The 25169-nt window shown below is 73.4% G+C and carries 26 protein-coding genes; 13 read left to right on the top strand and 13 right to left on the bottom strand.

Annotated features, from left to right (window positions below; genetic code table 11):
• Nucleotides 1-2 precede the first annotated feature (2 nt).
• Nucleotides 3-1091 (top strand): alcohol dehydrogenase catalytic domain-containing protein, encoded by a 1089-nt coding sequence (locus KV394_RS01660; RefSeq protein ID WP_247982126.1) that lies wholly within the window; start codon nt 3-5, stop codon nt 1089-1091.
• Here the strand turns inward: KV394_RS01660 and KV394_RS01655 are convergent.
• Nucleotides 1088-1603, bottom strand: coding sequence for a CinA family protein (locus KV394_RS01655; protein WP_247982125.1), 516 nt, complete (start codon nt 1601-1603; stop codon nt 1088-1090). The genes KV394_RS01660 and KV394_RS01655 overlap by 4 nt on opposite strands.
• A gap of 319 nt (nt 1604-1922) precedes the next feature.
• Between KV394_RS01655 and KV394_RS01650 the strand changes: the two genes are divergently transcribed.
• On the top strand, nt 1923-2606 hold the full coding sequence (locus KV394_RS01650; protein ID WP_247982124.1) for a DUF6766 family protein: 684 nt from the start codon (nt 1923-1925) through the stop codon (nt 2604-2606).
• Here KV394_RS01650 and KV394_RS01645 read toward each other — a convergent pair.
• Nucleotides 2579-3112 (bottom strand): FHA domain-containing protein, encoded by a 534-nt coding sequence (locus KV394_RS01645; protein WP_240744624.1) that lies wholly within the window; start codon nt 3110-3112, stop codon nt 2579-2581. The two genes, KV394_RS01650 and KV394_RS01645, sit on opposite strands and share 28 nt — an antisense overlap.
• Before the next feature lie 184 nt (nt 3113-3296).
• On the opposite strand from KV394_RS01645, the gene KV394_RS01640 reads away from it, so the two are divergent.
• From KV394_RS01640 to KV394_RS01630, 3 genes are all read left to right on the top strand, one after another.
• On the top strand, nt 3297-3641 hold the full coding sequence (locus tag KV394_RS01640; protein ID WP_136045591.1) for a DUF7882 family protein: 345 nt from the start codon (nt 3297-3299) through the stop codon (nt 3639-3641).
• Nucleotides 3642-3730: 89 nt separating this feature from the next.
• Entirely contained in the window at nt 3731-4630 is a 900-nt protein-coding gene (locus tag KV394_RS01635; RefSeq protein ID WP_247982123.1) for an SDR family oxidoreductase, read from the top strand.
• A gap of 56 nt (nt 4631-4686) precedes the next feature.
• The gene (locus tag KV394_RS01630) at nt 4687-5607 is read left to right on the top strand and encodes an EamA family transporter (protein ID WP_240744623.1); all 921 of its coding nucleotides are present in this window, start codon (nt 4687-4689) and stop codon (nt 5605-5607) included.
• Between the two features lie 8 nt (nt 5608-5615).
• On the opposite strand, the gene KV394_RS01625 is transcribed toward KV394_RS01630, so the two are convergent.
• Nucleotides 5616-6380: a YidC/Oxa1 family membrane protein insertase gene (locus KV394_RS01625; RefSeq protein ID WP_247982122.1), complete on the bottom strand. Its 765-nt coding sequence runs from the start codon at nt 6378-6380 to the stop codon at nt 5616-5618.
• Nucleotides 6381-6443: 63 nt separating this feature from the next.
• Nucleotides 6444-6716 (bottom strand): DUF6412 domain-containing protein, encoded by a 273-nt coding sequence (locus KV394_RS01620; protein ID WP_136035560.1) that lies wholly within the window; start codon nt 6714-6716, stop codon nt 6444-6446.
• A gap of 84 nt (nt 6717-6800) precedes the next feature.
• Between KV394_RS01620 and KV394_RS01615 the strand changes: the two genes are divergently transcribed.
• From KV394_RS01615 to KV394_RS01605, 3 genes are read left to right on the top strand one after another with little or no spacing between them, the layout of a single operon-like run.
• Nucleotides 6801-7844 (top strand): NAD(P)H-dependent flavin oxidoreductase, encoded by a 1044-nt coding sequence (locus KV394_RS01615; protein ID WP_247982121.1) that lies wholly within the window; start codon nt 6801-6803, stop codon nt 7842-7844.
• Between the two features lie 35 nt (nt 7845-7879).
• Entirely contained in the window at nt 7880-8137 is a 258-nt protein-coding gene (locus tag KV394_RS01610; protein ID WP_247982120.1) for a type II toxin-antitoxin system Phd/YefM family antitoxin, read from the top strand.
• Nucleotides 8134-8535, top strand: a complete 402-nt coding sequence (locus KV394_RS01605; RefSeq protein ID WP_247982119.1) for a type II toxin-antitoxin system VapC family toxin — start codon at nt 8134-8136, stop codon at nt 8533-8535. Before KV394_RS01610 ends, KV394_RS01605 begins: the two co-directional genes overlap by 4 nt.
• Nucleotides 8536-8541: 6 nt before the next feature.
• Here KV394_RS01605 and purU read toward each other — a convergent pair whose 3' ends face one another.
• The gene (gene purU / locus KV394_RS01600) at nt 8542-9393 is read right to left on the bottom strand and encodes a formyltetrahydrofolate deformylase (protein ID WP_136037330.1); all 852 of its coding nucleotides are present in this window, start codon (nt 9391-9393) and stop codon (nt 8542-8544) included.
• 84 nt (nt 9394-9477) lie between these two features.
• On the opposite strand from purU, the gene KV394_RS01595 reads away from it, so the two are divergent.
• On the top strand, nt 9478-10692 hold the full coding sequence (locus KV394_RS01595; RefSeq protein WP_247982118.1) for a cation:proton antiporter: 1215 nt from the start codon (nt 9478-9480) through the stop codon (nt 10690-10692).
• Nucleotides 10689-11159 (top strand): glutaminase, encoded by a 471-nt coding sequence (locus KV394_RS01590; RefSeq protein WP_136033161.1) that lies wholly within the window; start codon nt 10689-10691, stop codon nt 11157-11159. Before KV394_RS01595 ends, KV394_RS01590 begins: the two co-directional genes overlap by 4 nt.
• Nucleotides 11160-11174: 15 nt before the next feature.
• On the opposite strand, the gene KV394_RS01585 is transcribed toward KV394_RS01590, so the two are convergent.
• Genes KV394_RS01585 through KV394_RS01570 form a run of 4 tightly spaced genes read right to left on the bottom strand, consistent with a single transcriptional unit; the run spans nt 11175 to nt 14583 of the window.
• Entirely contained in the window at nt 11175-11891 is a 717-nt protein-coding gene (locus KV394_RS01585) for a glutamine amidotransferase-related protein (protein ID WP_247982117.1), read from the bottom strand.
• 40 nt (nt 11892-11931) lie between these two features.
• Nucleotides 11932-12684: a LysR family substrate-binding domain-containing protein gene (locus tag KV394_RS01580; RefSeq protein ID WP_247982116.1), complete on the bottom strand. Its 753-nt coding sequence runs from the start codon at nt 12682-12684 to the stop codon at nt 11932-11934.
• Between the two features lie 10 nt (nt 12685-12694).
• Nucleotides 12695-13003 carry a hypothetical protein gene (locus KV394_RS01575; RefSeq protein WP_247982115.1) on the bottom strand — a complete coding sequence of 103 codons (309 nt, stop codon included), beginning with the start codon at nt 13001-13003 and terminating at the stop codon, nt 12695-12697.
• Entirely contained in the window at nt 13000-14583 is a 1584-nt protein-coding gene (locus KV394_RS01570) for a PspC domain-containing protein (RefSeq protein ID WP_247982114.1), read from the bottom strand. Before KV394_RS01570 ends, KV394_RS01575 begins: the two co-directional genes overlap by 4 nt.
• A 114-nt stretch (nt 14584-14697) precedes the next feature.
• On the opposite strand from KV394_RS01570, the gene KV394_RS01565 reads away from it, so the two are divergent.
• The 3 genes from KV394_RS01565 to KV394_RS01555 all read left to right on the top strand — a co-directional run bounded on the left by KV394_RS01565 (nt 14698) and on the right by KV394_RS01555 (nt 18291).
• The gene (locus tag KV394_RS01565) at nt 14698-15927 is read left to right on the top strand and encodes an ATP-binding protein (protein WP_247982113.1); all 1230 of its coding nucleotides are present in this window, start codon (nt 14698-14700) and stop codon (nt 15925-15927) included.
• A complete protein-coding gene (locus KV394_RS01560) occupies nt 15920-16579 on the top strand; it encodes a LuxR C-terminal-related transcriptional regulator (RefSeq protein WP_247982112.1) in 660 nt (219 codons plus the stop codon). Before KV394_RS01565 ends, KV394_RS01560 begins: the two co-directional genes overlap by 8 nt.
• Before the next feature lie 143 nt (nt 16580-16722).
• A complete protein-coding gene (locus KV394_RS01555) occupies nt 16723-18291 on the top strand; it encodes a metallophosphoesterase (RefSeq protein WP_247982111.1) in 1569 nt (522 codons plus the stop codon).
• 52 nt (nt 18292-18343) lie between these two features.
• Here KV394_RS01555 and KV394_RS01550 read toward each other — a convergent pair whose 3' ends face one another.
• From KV394_RS01550 to KV394_RS01535, 4 genes are all read right to left on the bottom strand, one after another.
• Complete coding sequence (locus tag KV394_RS01550) at nt 18344-18751, bottom strand: DapH/DapD/GlmU-related protein (RefSeq protein WP_136033147.1); 408 nt, start codon at nt 18749-18751, stop codon at nt 18344-18346.
• An 81-nt stretch (nt 18752-18832) separates the two neighbouring features.
• A complete protein-coding gene (locus KV394_RS01545) occupies nt 18833-19606 on the bottom strand; it encodes a DNA-formamidopyrimidine glycosylase family protein (protein ID WP_136033144.1) in 774 nt (257 codons plus the stop codon).
• Entirely contained in the window at nt 19606-20415 is an 810-nt protein-coding gene (locus tag KV394_RS01540) for an EI24 domain-containing protein (RefSeq protein WP_247982110.1), read from the bottom strand. The genes KV394_RS01545 and KV394_RS01540 overlap by 1 nt, the downstream gene beginning before the upstream one ends.
• A 56-nt stretch (nt 20416-20471) precedes the next feature.
• Nucleotides 20472-25049: an ATP-dependent helicase gene (locus tag KV394_RS01535; RefSeq protein ID WP_247982109.1), complete on the bottom strand. Its 4578-nt coding sequence runs from the start codon at nt 25047-25049 to the stop codon at nt 20472-20474.
• Nucleotides 25050-25169: the final 120 nt, after the last annotated feature.

Genomic DNA, 25169 nt, shown 5'->3' with positions numbered 1-25169 from the left:
CCATGGGAACCGTGCTGATCCGTCCGCCCGGTCACCGGAGGGACGTCGCCCTGCGCCCCGCCGCCACCGCCATGGTGTGGATCGGCGACGGGCACCCGCACGAGACCATCGCGGTGCCCGGCGTCGCCCTCGGCGACCACGACGTGCTGGTCGCTGTCGAGATGTCGACCATCTGCGGCTCCGACGTGCACACCGTGCAAGGGCGGCGCGCGGCCCCCACCCCGCTCGTGCTCGGGCACGAGAGCGTGGGGCGGGTCATCGCGCTCGGCGACGCCGGAGCGGACGCGACCGACGGGGCCCCGCTGCGCCTCGGCGACCGCGTGGTGTGGTCGGTCACGGTGTCGTGCGGCACGTGCGACCGCTGCCGCCGCGGGCTCACCCAGAAGTGCCGCGACCTGGGCAAGTACGGCCACGACAGGGTGGGCGTGCACGGCGACCTCACCGGCGCGTTCGCCAGCCACGTGCAGCTGCGCGCGGGGACGGCGGTCGCGCGGGTGCCGGAGTCACTGCCCGCCGCGGTGCTCGCGCCGGCCGGCTGTGCGACGGCGACCGCGTGGGCCGCGGTGACCAGGGCCGCGCGCGACATGCCCCTCGACGGCGCGACGGTGCGCGTGCACGGCGCCGGGCTGGTGGGGCTCTCCGCCGCGGCGATCGCCGTCGAACACGGGGCGGTGGTGGAGGTGCGCGACCCCGACCCCGCGCGACGGGCCCTCGCCGCGCGCTTCGGGGCCACCGCGCTCGACCGGGAGCCCGACGTCGTGATCGAGGCGTCGGGGCACGCGGTCGCGGAGGCACTGGCCGGGGTCGCGGTGGGTGGCACGGTCGTGCTGGTCGGCAGCGTGTTCCCCGCCGAGCCGGTGCCCGTGGACGCCGAGGCCGTGGTGCGGCGCCTGGTCACCGTGGCCGGGGTGCACAACTACACGTCGCAGGACCTCGCCGACGCGGTCGCGTTCCTCGCGGGTCGCGGCCGCGCCTACCCGTTCGCGGACGCGGTCGGCGCCGTGCGCTCGCTGCTCGACATCGACGCGGCCCTCGCCGAGGCAGCGGCCCCCGGAGCCCCGCTGCGCACCGGCCTCGTGCCGGGGCGCTAGTCCTCGCCGCCCGACCCGCGGCGGGGCCCCGCGGGGTGCAGGGACTCGGCGTGGAACGCGAGCAGGCGCACCGCGGCATCGACGCTCGCCGACAGCACTTCGTCGGGGTCGCCCGTGAGCGCGAGCCGCCGGTGGCCGGAGTCCTCCGCGGTCGCCCAGCCGAGGTACACGGTGCCGGCGGGGTGGCCGCCCTCGGGGCCCGGGCCACCGACACCCGTGGTCGAGACGCAGATGTCCGCCTCGAACAGCCGAAGGGCCCCGGTGGCGAGCTGCTCGGCGCACGCCGCGGAGGTGGGGTCGGTTCCCGGCGTGAGACCGAGCACCCGCTCCTTGACCTCGGTGAAGTAGGCCACGATGCCGCCCGCGAACCAGTCGGACGCGCTCTCCCCGGCGCCGATGGTGTTCGCGAGCCGCCCGGAGGTGAGCGACTCCGCCACGCTCACCCGCAGACCGCGGGTGCGGGCGAGCTCGCTCAGCCGCTCCAGCTCGGGCGTCTCGTTCGGCGCGGTCATCGCTCGCTGCTCTCGGACGTGCGCGTCATGGGCGATCCTCTCGTCTCGGTCGTCGCGCCACGCGTCCCGCCGCGGCGCCTGATCCGACGGTAGGGGACGGGGCGACACGGACGCAGGGGATTGACAAGGAGAGCGACGGCGTCAAGCCCCTGCCGGTGGTCGTCCGGCCCGGCCAGGGTCGGTCCATCGGACATCGCGAGGAGGCGGACAGGGGAGAGCAGACGCGGGACACCGCGGGGATGGGCGCGGTCTTCTGGACGTGGGCCGGCATCATCGCCGTCGGGCTGGCGATCATGATCGCGCTGCTGCTGGGAGGTCGATGACCGTGTGGAGCCGGATCAGGGATCACGCCCTCAGCCTGTTCTTCCTCGCGCTGTTCGCGGCGGCGCTGATCGGCCAGTCGATCGCCGGATACCTGCGCAACAACGACGAGCTCGTGGAGCACGGACAGGCCACGATCGGCTTCCTCGACTTCGTGTGGTCGTCGGACTTCGCGGTCGACGTGGCCGAGAACTGGCAGTCCGAGTTCCTGCAGTTCTTCCTGTTCATCGCTGCGACGATCTGGTTCGTGCAGCGCGGTTCACCCGAGTCCAAGAAGCCGAGAGACGAGGGTCCGGGGAGCGACGCGGATCAGCTCGTGGGACGCCACGCCCGCCCTGACTCCCCGCGATGGGCCAGGGCGGGCGGGTGGCGCGCCGCCGTGTTCGGCAACTCGCTGCTGATCGTGATGGGGGCGGTGTTCCTGCTGTCGTGGTTGGCGCAGTCGCTCGCCGGGACCGTCGTGATGAACGCGGAGAACGCGCAGCACGGCGCGGCGGCGATCACCTGGCTGGACTACGTGGTCTCGCCCGACTTCTGGGATCGGACGCTTCAGAACTGGCAGTCCGAGTTCCTGGCCGTCGGCACCATGGTCGCGTTCGCGATCTACCTGCGTCAGCGCGGGTCAGCCGAATCGAAGCCCGTGGGGACGCCGCATCACACCTCGGCGTCGGAGTCCGACTGAGGCGCGCGCTCGCCGTCGCCGTCGTAGTCGGGGCGCGGCGGCTGCAGCGGCTGGTCGGAGTACTCCCCGCCGAGGCGTCCGCCGTAGGGGCGCCCGTGGTCGGCGAACTCGTCGCGGGCGAAGACCAGCTCCCACGGGCCGACCGTGAACCGCGAGCCGGTGCGCAGCGTCTCGGTGCGCTCGCCGGGGTGCGTGGCGTCGGCGTCGGGGTTCGAGTTCATCTCGCCGTCGGCGTGCAGCGTCACCACGTACTCGTCGCGGTCGTCGTGCACCACCGTCGCGTGCACGGGCTCGGTGTCGGCGAGGCGCAGCTCGTTGCCCGCCGCCGATCCGATGCGCACCTCGTCGACGTCGAGGGCGAACTCGGTACGCTCGTCGTCGCGGCGCACGCGCAGGCGCGGGTTGCCGGCGCCCCGCTCGGCGTGGGTGGTGCCGGGCGTGTAGCCCTCGTCGGGACGGTCGTCGATGTGGCGTGCGTTCATGGCGGTGCCCTCCTCGGGTGTCATGGCCCCGAGGCTAGTCCGCTCCGGAATCCCGCGCGCGGGGCTTGACTTCCGGGCCCCGCGCGCTCCAGCAGACCACTCGACCCGCGGAGTTGCGGCCCGCCCGGGGCGAGGGCTTACGCTACCCCCAGGGCATGATCCCGGCGGTGGCCGGGCGGGAACCGGATCGACCGAGGAGCATCACCCGATGGGCAAGTTCATCTACGAAGGCAGCGTGAAGAGCGAGATCGAGGATCGCGCCCTCACGCACCTGCAGCTCGTGATCACGGCGAAGCTGCGCCGGGGGGAGCCGTTCCCGTTCAGCTGGCGCGAGGACGCGAGCGTGGGCGGCGGGCGCACCACGGTGTGGATCCAGCCGGGCAGCTCGCTCGTGTTCAAGTACTTCGGCAGCCGGCAGCCCTCGATCAACCGGGCGTGGATCGAGGCGCTCGCCTTCACCGCCAACGCCCCCAGCGGCCTGTACCTGGTGCCGGAGCCCGCGGAGGCGGGCGACCAGCCGGGCGGCGACACCCCGGTCACACCGCCGCTCTGAGGTGTCAACCCCCTGCCCCCCGGTCGGCGGTTGCCATGATGCTCGATCCGAGCACGACACGACAGCCACTCGACACAGGAGGAGCGGACATGACCGACACCACCCGCGACAGCGGCCTCACCGACCCCCGGCACGCGCACCGCGAGGAGGGCTTCCCGGCGCAGAGCCAGGACCAGCCCGGCCTCACCGAGCGCACCACGCCCGAACCCGACCACGGCGAGTCCTCGTACGTGGGCCACGGACGGCTCGAGGGGCGACGCGCGCTCATCACCGGCGGTGACTCCGGCATCGGCCGTGCGGTCGCGATCGCCTTTGCCAGGGAGGGTGCCGACGTCGCGATCGTGCACATGCCCGAGGAGCAGGACGACGCGGAGGACACGCTGGCCCTCGTGCGCGAGGCCGGACGCACCGGCGTCAGCATCCCCGGCGACGTGCGGGACGAGGCGTTCGCGACGGAGGCGGTGCATCGGGCGCGGACCGAGTTCGGCGGCCTCGACGTGCTGGTGCTGAACGCCGCCTACCAGCACGACATCGACGGCTTCGAGAACCTCGACACCGAGAAGATGCGCCGCGTGTTCGACACGAACCTGGCCGGGCTGATCTTCTCCGCGCGCGCCGCCTTCCCCGACCTGGAGCCCGGCGCCAGCATCATCGTCACCTCGTCGGTGCAGTCGGCGCAGCCCTCACCGGGACTGATCGACTACGCCATGACGAAGGCCGCGCAGGTCGCGTTCGTGAAGGCGCTCGCCGAGGAGGCGGGCCCGCGCGGCATCCGCGTGAACGCTGTGGCGCCCGGGCCGATCTGGACGCCGCTGATCCCCGCTACCGGGTGGGGTCCCGAGCGCCTGGAGACCTTCGGGCAGGACACCCCGCTCGGACGCGCCGGACAGCCGGCCGAACTCGCCGGCGCCTACGTGTTCCTCGCGTCGGAGGAGTCGTCGTACGTCTCGGGCACGGTCGTCGCGGTGACCGGGGGCAAGGCCCTCTGAGGCCCCATCGAGCTGCGTGGGCGGCGGGGTGACGGGCTCCCGCCGCCTAAGCTCGTATGGTGCAGAAACCCGCGGCATCCGGCACCCTCGTGGGGGTCGCGCTCGTCATCGGCTCGTGTCTCTCGCTGCCGTTCGGGGCCGCCGTCGCCGCGCAGCTTTTCCCCGTCCTCGGCCCCTGGGGCGTGACCTCGCTGCGGGTCGCGATCGCTGCGGTGCTGCTGGTCGTGCTCGTGCGCCCGAGGGTGCGGGGGTGGACGCGGCAGCAGTGGCTCGCGGCCGTGCTCTTCGGGGTGTCGCTCGCCGCGATGAACGGCTTCTTCTACGCCGCCATCGACCGCATCCCGCTCGGGCCGGCCGTGGCGATCGAGTTCCTCGGCCCGCTCGTGCTCGCGGCCGTGCTCACCCGGCGGCTCGCCGATGCCGTCTGGGTCGCGGTGGCCCTGCTCGGCATGGCGCTGCTCGGCATCGACGGCCTGATCGGCGCGGAGCCCCTCGACCCGCTCGGCGTGGTGTTCATCCTGATCGCGGCCGGCTTCTGGGTGATGTACATCCGGATGAGCGCCCGCGTCGGAGCCCTCATCCCCGGCAGCAGCGGGCTCGCGATGGGGCTCGTCGTGGCGGCGGTGCTGCTGATCCCCGTGGGGGTGCCCGCGGCCGCGACGGTCGCCGCCGACCCGTCGCTGCTGCTGCTGGCCGCGGTGACGGCCGTGCTGTCGTCGGTCATCCCGTACAGCTTCGAGCTGGCGGCGCTGCGTCGCCTGCCGCAGCGGGTGTTCGGGGTGCTCCTGAGCCTGGAGCCCGCGTTCGCGACCCTCGCCGGATGGCTCCTCCTGGGGCAGGACGCGACGGTGCTGCGGCTGCTGGCCGTCGCGCTCGTGATCGCCGCGAGCGTGGGGACGACCCTCGGCGTGCGCCGGGACCGGAGAGGTGAGGAGCCGTCCGGCCCCTTCACCGCCCCGATCCCGCTGCCCGACTGACCCCGAGGTCACGCGCGGGCGGCGGCGGGCTCCGGCAGGGGGAACCGCCGGCGGAGCACCACGCGCTGCACGAGCGTCCACACGACCGTGACCGTGAGATAGAGCGCGGCCGCGAGCGGGACGAACGCCGCGAACACGGCTGTGAGGTAGTGCAGCGCCGACATCGCCCGCAGCACCCCGGGCGAGCTGAGCGGCGAGTCGTCGCCCTCGACGGGCGCGGGGCGGAACACGCGCCGGGTGACCTCGGCGACCGCGATCATCACCGCCAGCAGCACCCCGAACACCGCGAACGTCGCCGGGGTCGCGGTGCCGCCGAACAGCGCGGAGACCAGGCTCGTGCCCAACGGGGCGCCGAACAGGTCGTGGGCCAGCAGGTCGTTCGGGTGTCCGGCGATCTCGGGTCGCAGGAACAGCGTGTAGAGCAGCCCGACGACCGGGGCCTGGGCCAGCACGGGGAGCATCCCGGCGAACGGCGAGGTGTTCTCGGAGCGGTAGAGCTCCATCATCTCCTTCTGCAGCCGCTCGGGGTTCTTCTTGTGCCGACGCTGCAGTTCGCGCAGCCGGGGAGCGAGGCGCGCCCTGGTCTGCTCGGCCCTCGCCTGCGAGATGCCGACGGGGATGAGGAGGGCACGCACCAGGAGCGTGACGAGCACCACGGCGAGGGCCGCGGCGGACGGGCCGGCGAGGGGCTCGAGGGCGGTGGAGAGGCCGGTCAGGGCCGTGTAGGCCGCGTTCAGGAGCGCGGCGATGGGAGGGAAGGCGAAGATGTCCACGGGAGTGTCCGTTCGTGAGGTCGGGAAGGGTCGGCGAAGGCCGCGCGCTCCCGTCGGAACGGGCTACGCGGCGATCGCGACTCCCGGCGCCCGCGGACGCGGATGCCCCGCGGCATCCGGGTCGCTCTGCGGCAGCAGAGTGCCGACGTCGATGGCGCGGAGGGGATGCGGGGCGTCGGCCTCCGGTCGCTGACGCACGCTCAGCACGACGGCGAGGGTCAGCGCGGTGACCGCGAGGAGGGCCACGGCGAGCCCGAGCGCGGTGGCATCGGGAAGAGCGACGAGCCCGAGCGCGGCCGCGACGATGCCGAGCATCTGCCCGATCCACTGCCGCATGTGCACACCCCGCTCTCTGCCACCGAGGCTAGCAGGGGGCGTCGTCCCGCCCGCGGCCGTCCGCCGCGGGCGTAACGTCGAAGCATGAGCGACCTGCGCACCCTGTTCGGCATCACGCACCCGATCGTCCTCGGTCCCTTCGGCGGGCTGTCGTCCGTCGCGCTCACCGCGGCCGTGAGCAACGCCGGGGGCCTGGGGTCGTTCGGCCTCTATGGCTACGACGGCGACCGTATCCGGGCGACCGGGTCCGAGCTGCGCGCCGCGACCGACCGGCCGTTCGCCCTGAACATCTGGTTGCCGACCGGCGACGAGGTCGAGCCCAACCCGCAGCACACGGTCTTCGCCCAGGCGCTCCAGCCGTTCTACGAGGCCGTGGGGGTCGCCGTGCCGACGCGGCCGGAGCGCTACGTCCCGCCGCTCGACGAGCAGCTCGACGCGATCTGGGAGGTCGCCCCGGCGGTGCTCAGCGTGGTGTTCGGCGTGCCGTCGCCCGAGGTCGTCGCGGAGGCTCACGACCGGGGCATCCGGATCGTCGGCACGGCCACGACGGTGGCGGAGGCCGTCGCGCTCGCCGAGGCCGGTGTGGATGCGGTGGTGGCGACCGGAGCGGAGGCCGCCGGACACCGGGTGTCGTTCCTGCGTCCGGCCGAGGAGTCCCTGGTGGGGACGTTCGCGCTCGTGCCGCAGGTGGTGGACGCGGTCGGGGTGCCGGTGATGGCGGCGGGCGGCATCGCGGACCGCCGCGGCGTCGCGGCCGCCCTCGCCCTCGGTGCCGCCGGCGTGCAGGTGGGGACGGCCTTCCTCGCCACGGACGAGTCCGCGGCGACCGCGGCGCACCGGGATGCGATCCGCGCGACCGCCGCGGACGACACCGTTTTGACCCGGGCGATGAGCGGACGGCTCGCGCGCGGCGCCCGCAACCGCGCCGTGCGGGCGATCGAGGCGAGCGGCACCATCGCCCCCTTCCCGATGCAGAACTGGCTCACGGGGCGCTTCCGCACGGCGGCCGGGGAGCAGAACCTCGGCGAGCTGCAGTCGCTGTGGCTGGGTCAGGCGGCTCCGCTCGCCCGCGGCACCACCGCCGCCGACGTGTTCGCCGAGCTCGCCGCCGGCCTCCCGGCGGCGTGAGGCGAAATGGCTAGGAAGATGGCTATGATGGCGTCATGTCCACTCAGAGCGTGCTCGACGCCCGGAACAACCTCTCCCGGCTGATCGCCGAGTCGCAGGCCGGAGAAGACGTCGTGATCACCAAGCGGGGGACTCCCGTGGCACGTATCGTGCCGATCGGGCCGGTCGACGTGGTGCTCAGCGGACGCGTCCTCGTCGAGTGGATCGAGCGCGACCCGCTGCCCGATCGACTGTCCCGCCCGACCAGCGAACTCGACAGCCAGATCCGAGAGAACCGGGACGCCTGGGAGTGATCTATCTCGACTCGTGCATCCTGATCTACGCATTGGAGGACCGGGGCACGTCGGGCGCGGCGGTGCGACGCGCACTGGCGAAGGTCGACATCGCCGTGGCCTCCAGCGCCCTCGCACTCCAGGAGTGCCTCGTGCGTCCGCTCCGCGAGCGCAACGCGGAGCTTCGCGACCGCTACCTCGCGATGTTCGAGCACATCGAGACGGTCGATCTCGACGCGCCCGTGTTCGTCCGTGCAGCGGAGCTGCGTGCCGACTTCGGGATCAAGACCCCGGACGCCCTGCATCTGGCGGCGGCACAGCTGTCCGGATGCACCGAACTGTGGACGAACGACAAGCGCCTGGCGGCGGCGTCCCACGGTCTCGCCGTCGACGTGCTCGCCGGCCTCCCGGGGGAGTGAAGCGGGTCAGAGGATGACGGTCGAGCGGCCGTGCACGATCACGCGGTCCTCGGCGTGCCACTGCACGGCCCGGGCGAGCACGAGGCGCTCGACGTCGGCGCCGCGGCTCTGCAGTTCGGCGGCGGACTCGGAGTGCGTCACCCGCGTGACGTCCTGCTCGATGATCGGCCCCTCGTCGAGGTCGGCCGTGGCGTAGTGCGCGGTCGCCCCGATCAGCTTCACGCCGCGCTCCTTGGCCCTGGCATACGGGTTGGCGCCGATGAACGCGGGCAGGAACGAGTGGTGGATGTTGATGACGGGGGCTTCGAGGCGCGTGATGAAGTCGTCCGTGAGGATCTGCATGTAGCGGGCGAGCACGACCAGGTCGACGTTGCCCTGCAGCAGCTCGAGCTGTCGCTCCTCCATGGCCTGCTTGTCGCCCGAGGGGATGTGCACGAACGGCACGCCGAACGAGCGCACGGCCTCGGCGAGGTCGGGATGGTTCGACACGACCATGGTGATGTCGATGTCGAGCTGCCCGCGCTGCGTGCGCCACAGCAGCTCCATGAGGCAGTGGTCGTACTTCGACACGAAGATCGCGACGCGCTTGCGCCGGGACACGTCGTGCAGCGACCACTCCATGCCGAAGCGCTCCGCGACGTCGGCGATGTCGGCCTCGAGCGCGGGGCGCGCGGCGGCCAGACCGGGGAGGTGGATGACGGTGCGCTGGAAGAAGCGTCCGCCCTCGGAGTCGGTGGAGTGCTGGTCGAGCGAGATGATGTTCGCACCGTGCCGCGCGAGTACACCGGCGACCGCGGCGACGATGCCGGGCTGGTCGTCGCAGGCGATCAGCAGGCGGGCGGTATCGGGCTGGCTCATGGGGGCTCCTCCAGGGTGTGCCTCGATTCTGCCGTGTCGCGCGGGCGGGGAGCGAATCGCCGGGGGCGTCGCTACCCTGAGACCGTGGACGCGAGCGACGTCGGCCTGGTGCTGATCCCCCTGCTGGCGGTCGCCGCCCCTCTGCTCGCCCGGGGCGTCCGGCCGCTCGTGCGCGTGCCGATCATCGTGTTCGAGCTCGTGCTGGGGATCCTCGTCGGCCCCGCCGTGCTCGGCTGGGTCGAGCCGGGTCCGCTGCTGGAGAAGCTGAGCGACTTCGGCCTGGCCGTGCTGTTCTTCGTCGCCGGCTCCGAGATCGACTTCCGCACGGTCGCCGGGAAACCGCTCGCCCGGGCGTCGCTCGGGTGGCTGCTCAGCGTGCTGCTCGGGATCGGGCTCGGGTTCTTCTTCGCGCCGGGGGAGGGCATGGTCGTCATCGGTATCGCCCTCAGCTCCACCGCCCTCGGCACCCTCATGCCGATCCTCCGCGATGCGCGGGAGCTGGACACCCCGTTCGGCCGGGCGATCACCACGATCGGGGCGGTCGGGGAGTTCCTGCCGCTGATCGCGATCTCCCTGTTCCTCAGCACCCGGACCACGCCCCTGGCGACCGCGGTCCTGCTGACCTTCGTGGTGCTCGCCGGACTCGCCGTCCTGATCGCCCACCGCATGCCGCACGGGCGACTGCACGGCATCGTGCGGGCGACGCTGCACACCTCCGACCAGTTCGGGGTGCGGTTCGTGATCCTGCTGATCGCCGCCCTGGTCGGACTCAGCGTGATGCTCGACCTCGACATGCTGCTGGGGGCGTTCGTCGCCGGCGCGATCTGGCGGATCATCATGGCGCGGGCCCCGAAGAAGGACGCCGAGGAGGTCGAGAGCAAGATCGAGGCGATCGCGTTCGGCTTCCTCGTGCCGATCTTCTTCCTCTACACCGGCGTCACGTTCGACCTCGACGCGCTGCGGTCGTCGCCGACGGCACTGGCGCTGGTGCCGGTGTTCCTGGTCGCGCTGCTGGTGTTCCGCGGGTCGGCCGCACAACTGTCCGCGCCGACGGGAGCGGGCCTGCGCGACCGCACCGCCCTGGGCCTGCTCGCCGCGACCGGTCTGCCCATCATCGTGGCCGTCACCGGCATCGGCGTGGATCAGGACATGCTCGACACGGGCACGGCCGCGGCGCTCGTCGGTGCCGGCATGCTGTCCGTGCTGCTGTACCCGCTGATCGGCATGACCCTCCGCGGCGACCGCGCTCCGGTGGTCGGGCCCGCCCTCGCCGACCGCACCAGGCAGGGGGAGCTGTGACCTCCGCCTCCGCCCTGCTGACCGACGCGGTGGCCGCGCTCGCCGGGGTGCCGCGCGAGGGGCTCGGCGAGGAACGGGAGTCGCGCTGGCGGGGTCGCCGCATCGTGCGCGTGGGGGACGCCTGGCATCTGGGCGTGCTGCTGCTCACCGACACGCACGCCCTCGCCACCGCCGAGGTGCTGCGGGCGGCCGACCCCGGACGCCGCGGCTACACGGCCGAGTCGGCACGGGCGCGCGCCGAGCGCCGAGCGGAGGCTCTGCGCGGTGGCTTCCGGGAGGGCGAGGTGGTGCACGTGGGCTGGAGCGTGATCGACGTCGCCGGGGTGGACGCGGGCGGCTCCTCGGGCCCGCTCGCCCTCGTCGACGGGGTGCCGTCGGTGCGGTGGAGCACCGCGGGCGGCTTCATGCCCCTGGAGTCGTATCTCCGCGAGCGGATCGAGCTGCTGCGCGGTGGCGCCACCGCGTGAGGGCGCGGTGACGGCTCAGGCGAAGGTCTCCGCGAAGCGCCGCAGCAGCGCGGCCCCCTCGGTGACCGACGCCGCGAGCACCTCCCGCTGCACGGCGTCGAACCGCTCGGGGTCGAAGTAGCCCGTGGTGCGGTAGAACGTCATCCGGTCGGCGAAGTCGCGCGGCGTGGGCTCCGGGTGGAACTGCGCCGCGTACAGGTGCGACCCCACCCGGTAGGCCTGCACGGGGCAGGCGTCGTTCGTGGCGAGCAGCACCGCGCCCGGAGGCACGGCCGCGGCGCTCTCCTTGTGCGCGGTGAACACCGTGAGCGCGGGCCCGCTCGGCCCGAACACGGGGTCGGCGTCGCCCTCCGCCGTCGTGCGGATCACGGTCGCGCTCGCCGGCTCCGGCATGCTCGTGACCACCTCGCCGCCCTGCATCCGTGTGAGCACACCGATGCTGAAGCACGTGAAGAACGCCGCCACGGTGGCCGCGGCCGCGGCGTGCGCGATCGTCTCCAGATCGGCCTCCACGCGCTGCTGCGTCGGGCTCTTCACGCGGTCGCTCACGTTGAACGGCGACCCCCCGATCACGATGCCCCGGTAGCGCTCCAGGTGCGCGGGGCTGAGCGGCTCATGCAGGAGGTCGAGCCGGTCGACCACGTCCACGCCGAGCGCTCGGCGGAAGGAGGCGTGCTCGGCGTCGGCCGCCCCGACCTCGGGACGCACGCAGACATAGAGGAGCGAGGCCATCAGGAGATTCTAACGAGGGGCCGGGACCGCGCCGACGCGCTCAGCGGGACGAGTTCGCGGTGCGTCCGCGCACGATCCCGACGAACGCCTCGACGTCGGGCGTCGTGCGGTCGCGGCGCCAGGCCAGCGCGACGGTCGAGACGGGGCCGCCCGCCAGCACGCGGTGGTCGGCGTCCTTGCGGTGATGCACGCGCGCGAGCGACATCGGCACGATCACCACGCCCACGCCCGAGGCCGCGGTGGCGATCGCGTCGGACGTGGCGAGGGGCGCGAACCGCGCGGCCGTCGTCCCGGGGAGCGCGAGGCCGCCCCACACGTCGTCGCTGAGCGCGATGAGCACCTCGCCGTCCAGGTCGCGGGGGGTGAGCTCGTCCGCGGCCATCAGGTGGGAGTCCGCGGCGGCCACGACCACGGGCACCTCGTCGTACAGCGGGATCACGTGCAGCGACGCGTCGTCGAGCGGAAGGCGGACGAGGGCCGCGTCGAGGTCGTCGAGAGCCGAGCGCTGCGCGGCCACCTCGATCGGGACGAGCTCGAGCGGCACGTCGGGGAGGCGCTGCTTCCACCGGTCGATCCAGGTGCCGGGAGTGGCCCCCGGCACCGCGCCCAGCCGGAACGTGCGCGGCTCCTCCGCCGCGGCGGGTGCGGCGTCGAACACGACCTTGCGTGTCGCGGGCGCCGGGGCCTTCTTCGACGCCCCGGGGCGCGGACGCGCACCGGGGACGGCCCGGTTCCGGCGCGGGGGCGTGCCCTTGCCGGAACCCTTCGCGGGTCGTCGTCCCTGGTGCGCCATGCCGTCCAGGCTACTCGGCGGTGTGCGCGACCGGAGCCTCGGCCGCCGTGGGGGCGGCAGCGACGCCCTCGGTCCGCCGCCGCTGGGCCCGCCGCACGAGCCCGGCGGCTCCGCCCACCAGCAGCAGGGCACCGGCGCTCAGCAGCACCACGGTGAGGATGGTGGCGGGTGTGAGGGTGCCCACTCCGTCGGCGAGGGCGGCGCGGCGGTCGTCGTCGGCGAGCACCCACAGGGCTGCTCCGGCGATCGCGGCCAGCACCACGCCCCAGATGATGGCGGCCCAGCGGGTGCGCGGGGCGGTGATCGTGTCGGTGCTCATCGGTCGTCCTCCGGTGATTCCTGGACCGTGATGGCGATGACGCCGCTGGTCTGGTGGATGGTGACGGGTTGCACGGTGGACGGCGAACCGGAGCCGGACGTGATGTCCTCCGACACGGTCCAGGTGCCGTCGTCGCGCGTGAGGGGCCAGGTGCCGCTGTCGGTGATGCGGCCGGCCTCGGGGTCGACGCGGATCCAGCTCACCTCGACGTCGTCGCCGACCGTGCCGCGCAGCGCCAGACGCACTCCCTCGTCCACGAAGATCTCGGTGCGACCGGAGCCCTTGTCGATCAGCATGGGCCGCGGTCCGTCGTCGTGCGCGTGCAGCTGCACGTACAGGTCGCCGAACGGCTGACGCACCTGCGCCGGCTGGTTGTTCGAGATCGATGCGTACCCCAGCGTGGCGCCGGGCACCGCCGCGAAGCCGCCGGCGACGAGGCCGCCGACGAGCGTCGCGATGGTCGCGAACGCGAGGAAGCCGCTGCGGCGCCGGAGTGCCCCGGCGACGATCATCGACACCGCGAGCACGAGCGCGGCCGACAGCAGCCCGAGCGCTCCGCCCAGGCCCTCGCCCACCGCGAGCCCCACGCCCGCACCGACCACGATCGCGAGTCCGAGCGCGGCCATCACCGCGGCGAAACCGGCACGCGGGTTCGACGTCCGGCGCACGCGTCGTCGCTCGGCGGCCTCCGCGGCGAACACCGCGGCCTCGGCCTGGCGCTCCCGGCGCAGCTGATCCCTGGCGGCACGCTCCGCGTCCTGCTGCTGGCGCCGCCACGCCTGGTCCTGCTCCTTCCAGGCCGCGTGCTGCGCGCGCCACGCCTCCAGCGCGGCGGGGTCGTTCGCTCCGGGCGGCAGCGGCGCGGGAGGGGCGGGCGGGAGGAGGCCGGTGTCGGCGAGCGGCACGGTGTGCGCGGGGGTCACCGCCGCGGAGTCGAGCGGCGACGGCGGGACGGAGGTGGCGTCCGCCCCCTCGGCGGGACCCGAACCCGCGAGGGGGGCGGACGCGCCCGGGGCCGCCTGACCTGCGGAAGCCATCGGCAGGTCCGGCGCGGAAGCGCCCGGGGTGCGGCTCGCAGCGCGCACGATCAGGAAGAGCAGGCCGGCCGCGAGCACCAGGCCCACGATCCAGCTGAAGAGGGACAGCGCCGACCAGCTCTCGTAGCCCAGCCCGAACAGCCGCCCGGTGAGCGGTGCGGTGGGCAGGAGGCCGACGATCGCCATCGCGAGGATGCCGAGCTGCACCGGCTCGTACCGGCGCTCCAGCAGGTCGCGCAGGTGCACACGGCCGTCGGTGTCGGGCAGCAGCGCCCAGGCGACGGCGTAGAGGAAGATCACCGGCAGTCCGAACAGCGCGGCCACCACGAGCACCCCGCGCACGATCAGCGGGTCGATGCGCAGCCGTGCGGCGATGCCGGCCGCGACGCCGCCGAGCCATCCGTCGGAGCGCGCGACCCCGAGACCGGCGACCCACAGCAGGAAGCGCTCGGCGCCGCGGGGAGCGGTGCGTCCGGAGGGCGCGGCGCCGTCGACCGGGGTGTCGGGATCGGCGGGCGGCGGGGGAGCGGTCGGAATCGTCATGCTTCGATCCTGCCGTCCGCCGCGGCCGGCCGACCATCGGGGGAACCCCTGAGCGGACCCTGGTTCCGCGCCAGGGAAGCCCCCGGACGGCGCGACGGATGATTGGATGACGGTATGTCCTCGGCGTCCCGCCCCGCGCCCGCCGGTCGCGTCCCCGTGTCGACGCGCCCGCCCCTGACGCGCGACCGCGACTGCCTGGTCGCCGGGGTGAGCGCCGGGCTCGCGCGCCACCTGGGCGTACGCGTGTGGATGGTCAGGGCGCTGTTCCTCGCGCTCACGCTGTGCGGCGGCGCCGGCGTGCTGCTGTATGCGTGGTGCTGGGCCTTCATGCCGTGGGCGGAAGGAGAAGTCGCGCCCACCCGCCGCGTGCCCGTGGCCTGGCTGCTGCTCGCCCCGGCCGCAGTGGGCGCCCTCGTGATCGTGGTGTGGCGGGGTGGGAGCGAGGTGCTCGACGGCTCGATCCCGCCCGCGCTCGCCGCCGTCGTCGTCGGCGGCACCGCCATCGCGGCGACCGCCGCCGGACTCTGGGCCACGCTGATCGACCGCACCGACACGGCTCGCGGCCCGCGGCACACCGTGTGGGTGCGCATCCTCGCCGTGCTGCTCCTCGGGCTCGTCTCGCTGTTGCTCCTGTCGTGGCCCATCGCCCGCTCCGGTGTGGCCCTGGCGCTGCTGCCGCTCGGCGGGCTGATCGCGGTGGTCGCGTCGGCCCTGATCCCGCGGTGGCGCGAGCTGGCGGGCGAGCGCATCCGGCGCATCAGGGAGGAGCAGCGCAGCGTGATGGCGGCGCACCTGCACGACTCCGTGCTGCAGACGCTCGCGCTCATCCAGAACCGCGCCGGCGCATCGAGCGAGGCGGCCCGGCTCGCCCGCGCGCAGGAGCGCGAGCTGCGCGCCTGGCTGTACGACGGCGACGCCCCGGCCGACAGCGACCTGTCCACCGACCTGCGCGACTACGCCGCCGCGCTCGAGCTCGACCACCCGGTGCGTATCGAGGTGGTGTCGGCTGGGCTGTCCGCGGAGCGGGCGAGCGGCGAGCTGGCGGCGGCCGCCCGCGAGGCGATGCTGAACGCGGCACGGCACGCGGGCGGCGAGGTCGCGGTGTACATCGAGGGCAGCGCGCGGGGTGTCGACGTGTACGTGCGCGACCGCGGCAGCGGCTTCCACCTCGACGACGTGCCGGGCGACCGCCTGGGCGTGCGCCAGTCGATCATCGGCCGCATGCGCAGGGCGGGCGGGTCGGGCGCGGTGCGCAGCGACGACGGCGGCACCGAGGTGCACCTCACCCTGCCGGCGGTTCCCGCGCAGGACCGGACCCCGCTCGGACAGGAGACCCGTGGCTGACAGCATCCGCGTCGTGATCGTCGACGACCACTCGATCTTCCGCTCAGGGCTGCGCGCCGACCTCGACGCGAGCGTGACCGTGGTGGGCGAGGCGGCGGACGTGCCGTCGGCCATCGCGGTGATCGCCGAGACGCAGCCCGACGTGGTGCTGCTCGACGTGCACCTTCCCGGTGGTGCGGGCGACGACGCGACCGGGGGAGAGTCGGTGATCCGCGGGTCCCAGCCGTCCAGCGCCCGGTTCCTCGCGCTGAGCGTGTCGGATGCCGCCGCCGATGTGGTGCGGGTGATCCGTGCCGGGGCCCGGGGGTACATCACGAAGGGCTCGTCGGGCGGCGAGGTGAGCGCGGCCGTGCACGCGGTGGCGGAGGGCGACGCGGTGTTCTCGCCGCGTCTCGCCGGGTTCGTGCTCGACGCGTTCGGGGCGGTCGCCGGAGAGACGGCCACCGCGACCGACGAGCTCGATCGGCTGTCGGCGCGCGAGCAGGAGGTCATGCGGCTGATCGCCCGCGGCTACGCCTACAAGGAGGTGGCCGCCGCGCTGTTCATCTCCATCAAGACGGTCGAGACCCACGTGTCGTCGGTACTGCGCAAGTTGCAGCTGTCGTCGCGGCACGAGCTCACCGCGTGGGCCTCGGAGCGCCGACTGCTCTGATCAGGGGCGGCCCTGTCATACTGCCCGTTGTGCATTCGGCGTCCGACCTGTGACCCTGGATGCACCTCCGCTGTGGGACGGAGAGGGCGGGCGGTCGATCGAGGGGATCGGCGGCGAACGGGGGTGGGGAGATGCGCTCTGCAATGCGCAGGAGCCGCGGTGTGCGGGTGCTCGGCGGGGTGCTCGCCGTGCTCGGGGGACTCGTGCTGGCCTCCCCGGCGGCGATCACGAGCGCCGAGAACGACGAGCGCGAGCGCCCGGAGCCCTTCACGATCGTGGTGCTGCCCGACACGCAGAAGTACACCGTCTCTGATGAGCTCGCGCAGAGCCTGAACGCGCAGACGCAGTGGATCGTCGACACCCGTGAGCAGCTCAACACGAAGTTCGTGATCCAGGTGGGCGACCTCGTCGACTCCTGGCCCGACGTGCACCAGTGGGAGCGCGCGAGCCGCGCGATGGCGATCCTCGACGACGCGGGGGTGCCCAGCTCCGTGCTGCCGGGCAACCACGACCTCGACGTGACGACGGGCGAGTCGAGCACGTACGACGAGTACTTCCCGCCGAGCCGCTACGCCGACGCGACCTGGAACAGCGCGACCGTGTCGTACGGCGGGTACCTCGGCCAGGACCAGTTCGGCCGGGACGGCATCGACCGCCAGAACAAGGACAACTACAGCCTCCTGACCGTGGGCGACACGAAGCTGCTGCTGCTCAGCCTCGAGTACGAGACCCCCGAGTATGCGCTGGAGTGGGCGCAGCGGGTGATCGACGCCCACCCCGACCGGACGGTGATCCTCGCGGTCCACGGCCTCATCACCACGGGCGGCGCGCGGTCGACGGCCACCGAGCGCACCGATGTGACCCCGGTGACCGAGGTCGACCTGTGGCGGGACTTCATCTCGCAGAACTGCTCCATCGCGATGGTGGTCAACGGGCACTGGGCGGTGGGCGACGCGGGCGAGGCGCGGCGCAGCGACCTCAACGCGTGCGGGCGCCCCGTGCCGCAGATCCTGTCGAACTACCAGGGCCGCGCCAACGGCGGCGACGGGTGGCTGCGCTACTACACCGTCGACCCGGCCGCGGGCACGGTCGACGCCCACACGTACTCGCCCACGCTGCAGCAGTACGAGAAGGACGACGACGGCCGCTTCACGCTCCCGCTCGACCTCACCCCGACGGACGACCGGGTGCTGCTGCGCGGCGGGTCGGACTGGAAGGTGTGGAACGAGCTCGGCGCGTGGCCGCGCGGGTGGAAGAGCGCGACATTCGACGACGAGGACTGGCAGACGGGTGCGGCCCCGCTCGGGTGGGGCAAGGGCGTGCAGACGCCGATCGACCTCGGTCCGCCGCCGGAGAACCGCGCGCGGGCGATGCTGTTCCGGCAGACGGTGGAGCTGAAGGACGTCGAGGAGCTGTCGACCGTGACGGTGAGCACGAGGGCGGATGACGGCGTCGCGGTCTGGGTCAACGGCACCCTGATCGGCACCTCGCACCTCGCGTCGAAGAAGCCGACGAGTGAGACGTTCGCGGACCTCGGCCGTTCGACCGACAACGCCACGGACGACCCCGTGACGTTCACCGTGCCGCGGGGCCTGCTGCACGACGGAGAGAACGTCGTGGCCGCCTCCGTCCACGTGAACTATCTGGGCACGAACAGCAGCACGTTCGACCTCGTGATGACGGGGCGGCGATCCTCCGCCGACGGCGACTGATCGGCCGTCGGACGGTGATGCCCGGTGCGGCCCGACCCTGCCCGAGTCGTGGTCAGGCGGCCAGCCAGAGGCCCTTCTGATCCGTGGCGACCGTGAGGCCGGCGGCGACCGTCTCGTCGTCGCCGATCCGGGCGCCGGGCACGATGCGGGCTCCGGGGCCGATGTCGGTGCGGACGCCGACGTGCGCGTGGTCGCCCACCGCCGCCCCCGGTCCCACGTGCGCGTGGGCGTCGATGTACGCGCCCTCGCCGATCACGGCGTCTTCGTCGATCCACGCACCGCGCGCGATGATGGCTCCCGCCCCGACGCGCGCGCCGGGTTCGATGTAGGCGCCCGCTTCGATGTGTGCCTTGGGGTGCACCTTCGCGCCGTGCGCGACGAGACCCCGACCGTTGGCGTGCTTGCGGTAGCGCAGCGTCGCCCCGTGGTCGTTCTCGATGTCGACGTAGTTCTTGCCCACGATTCCTCCCGTGTTCCGGAGTTCTCCGGATATATCAACAACCACGGGAGGGGGGTTTTCATTCCCTCGGATGGATGCGGCTCAGCGCTGGCAGCGCGGGCACCAGAACGTGATGCGCTCGCGGGTCGGATCGGCGCCCTGCTCGCCCCGTCTGATGAGGGTGCCGCAGCGGCGGCACGGACGCCCGGCACGCCCGTACACCCACGTGCCCTGGCCTGGCCGATCGATGCCGGTGAAGGTGCGGTGGCGGCGGTCGCGGTTGGCGCGGATGGTGCGCACACCCAGGTCGAGCAGCGCGGCCACGTCGACGTCCGCCGTCGGCGTCGTCGGGAGGATTCCGCGCAGGAACAGGAGTTCCGCGGCGTACTCGTTCCCGAACCCGGCCACGTTTCGCTGGTCGAGCAGCGCCACGTGGATGCTGCGGGTGTCGGCGCCGAGTCGTCGCACGGCCTCGGCCGCATCCCAGTCCGCGGCGAGCGGGTCCGGTCCGAGGTAGCCCACCAGCTCGCCCTCGTCGCGGGTGGGGACGACCTCGACCTCCGCGATGTCCACGCCCACGGCCTCACGCTCGGCGGTGCCCACGATCGCGCGCACCTTGAAGGCCGGGTGCCGCCACCGCTCGCCCGCGCGGTACACGAACCAGGCGCCGTCCATGCGCAGATGGGAATGCAGCGTGCTGTCACCGATGCGCAGCAGCAGATGCTTGCCGCGCGGCACCGCCGCGTGCACGCGCTGTCCGGTCAGGTCGACCGTCGCGAAGCGGGGCACGCGCAGGTCGAAGCGCGTGACCTCGGCACCCGCCAGTGCCTCGTCGAGACGCCGTGCGGTGCGGAAGACGGTATCGCCCTCGGGCATCAGCGCCTCCCGTCCGGTGAGGGCGGCGTTACGGCGGGCGGAGCGGCGGCGTCGGACGGGGCGGTCGCCGCGGGCAGGGGCCGGCGGGTCATCATGTCGCGGGCGAGCATCGTGCTCCCGGCGACCGCAGCGGGCATCACCGCGATCGCGCCGCCGGGGATCAGGAAGCACAGCTGCGTCGCGACGCCGAAGCCCAGCACGCGCGCCCTGCTGCCGGAGAACAGGACAGCGCGGTCGGACGGGCTGAGCTCACGCGCATCGAACGCGCGCCCGGTCAGCTCGCGCGCCAGCAGCCGTCCGGTCAGGATCACGCCCATCACCGGGGCCAGGACGCCGCCGACTGCCGGGATCAGGCCGAGCACCAGCACGAGCAGCGCGATCAGGATGCCGAGGACCACCAGCCGCAGGCCCTCGCCGACGGTGGTCCAGAACCCGCCGCCGTCCGTCGCGGGCGGGTGGCCGAGGTCGACCTCGACCGCGTGCCAGATGCGCTGGTAGAACGGGTCGCCGATCGTGAGGGTGAGGGCGCTGAACACCGAGCTGGCCAGGGCCAGGGCGGCCGCGACCACCACGAGACCGACGGCCGTGCGCAGCAGACCGCGCCAGGGCTCGTCCCACTGGTCGGCGAACGGCGTCAGCCAGGACGAGATCGACGGCATCCCGATGATGAGCGGGATGATGACGGCGGCCAGCACGATCACGGCGATCACCGCGGGGATCAGCCCGAGCGCCATGAGCCCCGGGCGCGTGCGCCACACACCGAAGCCGCGGAACAGGGTGCGGACGCCGGCGCTGAACTCTCTGACCATGGCTCCAGGGTAGGTGTCGGGCGGGCGGGGTGGCGGCGACGAGCGCGCGGGAGTGCTCAGACGGCCTTGCGGAGCGTGAACCCCCGCGGTGTCTGCACGAACCCGGCCTCCTGCAGGGCGGCCGCGAGCTCGGTGCCGTAGACGCCCTCGCCGTTGACCTTCTCCACCGTGAGGGTGTCGAGGCGGCGGTCGCGGGCGGTCGCCGCGAGGTCGGCGGTCGCGGCGCGCAGCACCTCGGGGTCGTCGGTGAAGCACAGCACCGTGCGCCCGCCGCGCTCGAGCGACAGCACCAGCGCGCCGTCGACCAGCACCACGAGACCGCCCGCCTTGCGCCCGGGCCGGTGCGCCACGCCATCGAGCTTCGGCCAGCCGAGCGCGGCGCCGTAGGGGTTCGCGGGGTCGGTGGCCGCGAGGGTCACAGCCGTGCGGGGCGGCGGATCCGCGAGCCCCGCATAGGTGCGCAGCCGGTCGACCGTCGCCGAGGCCGCGAACTGCGCGGCGCCGAGATTCTCGATCACATAACCGCGGCGGCAGTGTCCCGCCTCCTCGAAGCCCGCCAGCACGCGGTACGCCTGGGCGAAACCGCCGGGCACGCCCTCCGCCTGCACCGCGCCGCGGGTCACCACGCCGTAGCGGTCGAGCAGGAGCCCGGCGGTCACGGTGGCGCGTCGCGCGGCATCCGTCTCGATCGCCGGCAGCAGAGACCAGCGTCCGCCGATCGAGGTCGGCCGTGGTGCCGTGCGCGTGAGCGACATCCCGCGGTAGGTGCGCGCGCGGGGGGCACGCCGCTTCACCTTGTGCGCCTGCGACCCGCCCGCGAGCAGCGAGCGGATGGGCGCGAACGTGTCGTTCGTCACGTGTCCCGACCAGGTCAGGGCCCACAGCGCCTCGAGCACCGACTGCTCGTTCTCGGCTCCGGTCATGTCCTTCAGCTGCGCCGCGAAGTAGGCGCCGCCCGCGGCGAGGGCGTCGAGCAGCCGGGCCTCCAGGGAGTCCGCGGCGATCTCGGCGTCGGGCTCGGGAAGCGTGAACGGGGCGAGGTCGACGGGGTGCAGCGACACCCAGCCGTCGCGGCCCGGAAGCGTGCCGTGGCCCGACCAGATCACCTCGCCCGCGGCCGTGAGCTCGTCGAGCATCGCGGGGGAGTAGTCGCGCACCCGCGACGGCAGCACGAGCGACTCCCACGCGCTCGCGGGGATCGGCACGCCCGCGAACTGCTCGATCACGGTGAGCACGCCGTCGATGCCCTCCAGCGGCCGATCGAGGTGCTGCCAGTCGGGCAGGAATCGCGCGTAGGCCTCCGGCGACACCGGCTCGACGGAGCCGCGGATCGCCGCGAGCGAGCGCATGCGCAGCCGCCGCAGGACCTCGGTGTCGCACCACTCGAGGTCGTCGCCGCTGCCCGCCGCGGTCGGCAGGAAGTAGCCGCTGGTCAGACGACCGTTCGTCTCCAGGCGCTGCAGCGTGTGCCGGGCGACCGCGGCGCCGAGACCGAACCGGGTTGCGACGGCCGTGGTCGTGAAGGGCCCGTGCGTCCGCGCGTACCGCGCCACCAGGTCGCCCAGGGGATCGGCGACCGGCTCGAGGAACGCGACCGGGATCCCCGTGGGCAGGGCCGCGCCGAGAGCGTCGCGCAGCCGACCGGCGTCTTCGATCGCGGCCACCCTGGCCACACCGGCCACGGTGACCGGGATCGCACGGCGGGCGCCGATCAGCTCATCCAGCAGCGTCGCGGCGCTGGCGCCGGCGGTCGAGTCGGGGTCGAGTCGCGCCGACACCTCGTCGGCGTCGAGCGGGCCCAGCATGCGCAGCAGGTCGGCCACGCCCTCCAGACCGCGCACCCGCCGCTCGGGGTCGAGGCGCTGCGCCTCGCGCTCGAACTGCGCGATCACGTCGGGGTCGAGCAGCTCGCGCAGCTCCACCGTGCCCAGCAGCTCGCCCAGCAGTGCGGGGTCGACGGAGAGGGCGGCCGCCCGGCGTTCGGCCAGCGGCGAGTCGCCCTCGTACATGAACGCACCGACATACCCGAACAGCAGGTCGCGGGCGTAGGGGGAGGGCTGGCCGGGCTGGGTCTCCACGAGCCGGACGCGGCGGTCGCCGATCGCAGTCGCGAGCTTGCGCAGGGACGGCAGGTCGTACACGTCCTGCAGCACCTCGCGCAGCGTCTCCAGGATCACCGGGAACGTGGGGTGCCGTCGGGCGACCTCGAGCAGCTGCGCCGACCGCTGCCGCTGCTGCCACAGGGGCGTGCGCCGGTTGGGGTTCGTGCGGGGCATGAGCAGCGCCCGCGCCGCGCACTCGCGGAACCGGGAGGCGAACAGCGCCGAACCGCCCACCTCCTGCGTGACCAGCTGCTCCAGCTCGTCGGGGTCGAACACGAACAGCTCGGCGCCGGGCGGCTCGGCCTCGGCGTCGGGGATGCGCACGATGATGCCGTCGTCGCTCGCCACGGCGGAGCCCTCGACGCCCAGCCGCTCGCGCACCCGCGCGTTGATCGCGAGGGCCCAGGGCGCGTGCACCTTCATGCCGTACGGGGAATGGAGGATCACGCGCCAGTCGCCGACCTCGTCGTGACCGCGTTCGACCGTGAGGGTGCGGTCGGTCGGGAGGGTGCCCGTCGCCTCGCGCTGCTCGGTCAGGTGCGCCATCAGATTGGCGCGCGCCTGCTCGTCGAGCCCGGCCTCGATCAGCCGCTGCTGCGCCTTCTCCGGCGAGGCGGAGGAGACCTCGCGGGAGAACGCGCCCAGGGCCTCACCGAGCTCGAACGGCCGGCCGATCCCGTCACCGTGCCAGAACGGCACCTTGCCCGGCTGGCCGTATGCGGGGATCACGTTCACGCGGTCGTGCGTGATCTCGGCGATGCGCCAGCTCGTGGTGCCGAGCGTGAACACGTCGCCCACGCGCGACTCGTACACCATCTCCTCGTCGAGCTCGCCGACCCGCGCCCCGGTCGACTCGCCCGCGACGAACACCCCGAACAGCCCGCGGTCGGGGATCGTGCCGCCGCTGGTCACCGCGATGCGCTGCGCCCCGGGGCGACCGGTCAGGGTGCCCGCGTCGCGATCCCACACCAGACGCGGCCGCAGCTCGGCGAACTCGTCCGAGGGGAAGCGGCCGGCGAGCAGGTCGAGCGTGGCCTCATACGCCGAGCGCGGAAGGGACTGGAACGGCGCGGACCGCCGCACGGTCTCGAACCACTCCTCCACGCTGATGGCGCCGAGGGCGCTCGCCGCCACGGTCTGCTGCGCGAGGATGTCGAGCGGGTTGCGCGGCACCTGGATGGCCTCGATCTTGCCGGCGAGCATGCGCTCCGTGACGATCGCCGTGTGCAGCACGTCGCCGCGGTGCTTGGGGAACAGGGCGGCGCGACTGATCTCGCCCACCTGGTGCCCGGCGCGCCCGACGCGCTGGAGCCCGGAGGCGGCGGACGGCGGGGCCTCGACCTGGATCACCAGGTCGACCGCGCCCATGTCGATGCCCAGCTCCAGGCTGCTGGTCGCGACGACGCAGCGCAGCACTCCCGACTTCAGCTCCTCCTCGACCTGCGCCCGCTGCTCCTTCGACACCGAACCGTGATGGGCCTTGGCGAGCACCGGATCCGCTCCCGCGGTCGCCCCCGCCTGCGCCATCATCGCCGCGGGCACGGACGCCTCGGGAAGCGCGACCCCGATCCGCTCGGAGTAGATCTCGTTGAGCCGTCCGGTCAGCCGCTCCGCGAGGCGGCGGGAGTTCGCGAACACGATGGTCGAGTTGTTCTGGAGGATGCGGTCGACGATCGCCTCCTCCACGTGCGGCCACACCGAACCGGTCACCTCGGTGTACTCCGCGTCGATCCCCGGTGTCTCGGGCGGCGCACCGGGGGGCGGCGGCGGGTTGGTCATGTCGTCCATCGGCACGACCACGCCCAGCTCGAACGTCTTGGACGCCGGCGGGGCCACGATCTCGACCGGGTCGGCTCCGCCGAGGAACCGCGCGACCTCGTCGATGGGTCGCACGGTGGCGGACAGCCCGATCCGCTGCGCCGGCTTCTCGTTGCCGTGCGCGGCCCGCAGCGCGTCGAGGCGTTCCAGGCTGACCGCCAGATGCGCGCCACGCTTGGTGGCTGCCACGGCGTGCACCTCGTCGATGATCACGGTGTGCACGTCGCGCAGGGTCTCCCCGGCGCGGCTGGTGAGCATCAGGTACAGCGACTCGGGTGTGGTGATGAGGATGTCGGGCGGGTCGGACACGAGCTTGCGCCGGTCGCTGGAGGTGGTGTCGCCCGAGCGCACCCCGACCGTGACCGCGGGGGCGGCGAGCCCCAGCCGCCGCGCGGACTGCCCGATCCCGATCAGCGGGGACCGCAGGTTGCGCTCGACGTCGACGCCCAGCGCCTTCAGCGGGGAGATGTAGAGGATGCGCGTGCGCCCGGAGTCTGCGTCCACGGGCGCCTCGGCGCGCTCGCGGAACACGCTGTCGATCGCCCAGAGGAACGCCGACAGCGTCTTGCCTGAGCCCGTCGGCGCGACCACGAGCGCGTGCTTGCCCGCCGAGATCGCCTCCCACGCCCCCGCCTGGGCGGGAGTGGGCGCGGTGAAGGCGCCGCGGAACCAGTCCTGGGTGGCGGGCGTGAAGCGTTCGAGCACATCGCTCATCCCCCCATCTTCGTGGACACCGCCGACATTGGGGCCGACGGGCGCTCGCCCCGGCGCGACAGGAGGGCACTCAGGAATACCGGGTAACGTCTAGCGTGTTACCGTCCGAATCGAAGTGAC

Source organism: Microbacterium sufflavum (assembly GCF_023101165.1).
Lineage (GTDB): Bacteria > Actinomycetota > Actinomycetes > Actinomycetales > Microbacteriaceae > Microbacterium > Microbacterium sufflavum.
Note: the sequence above shows the minus strand (reverse complement) of the source record. Positions and strands in the feature narration are given on the sequence as shown.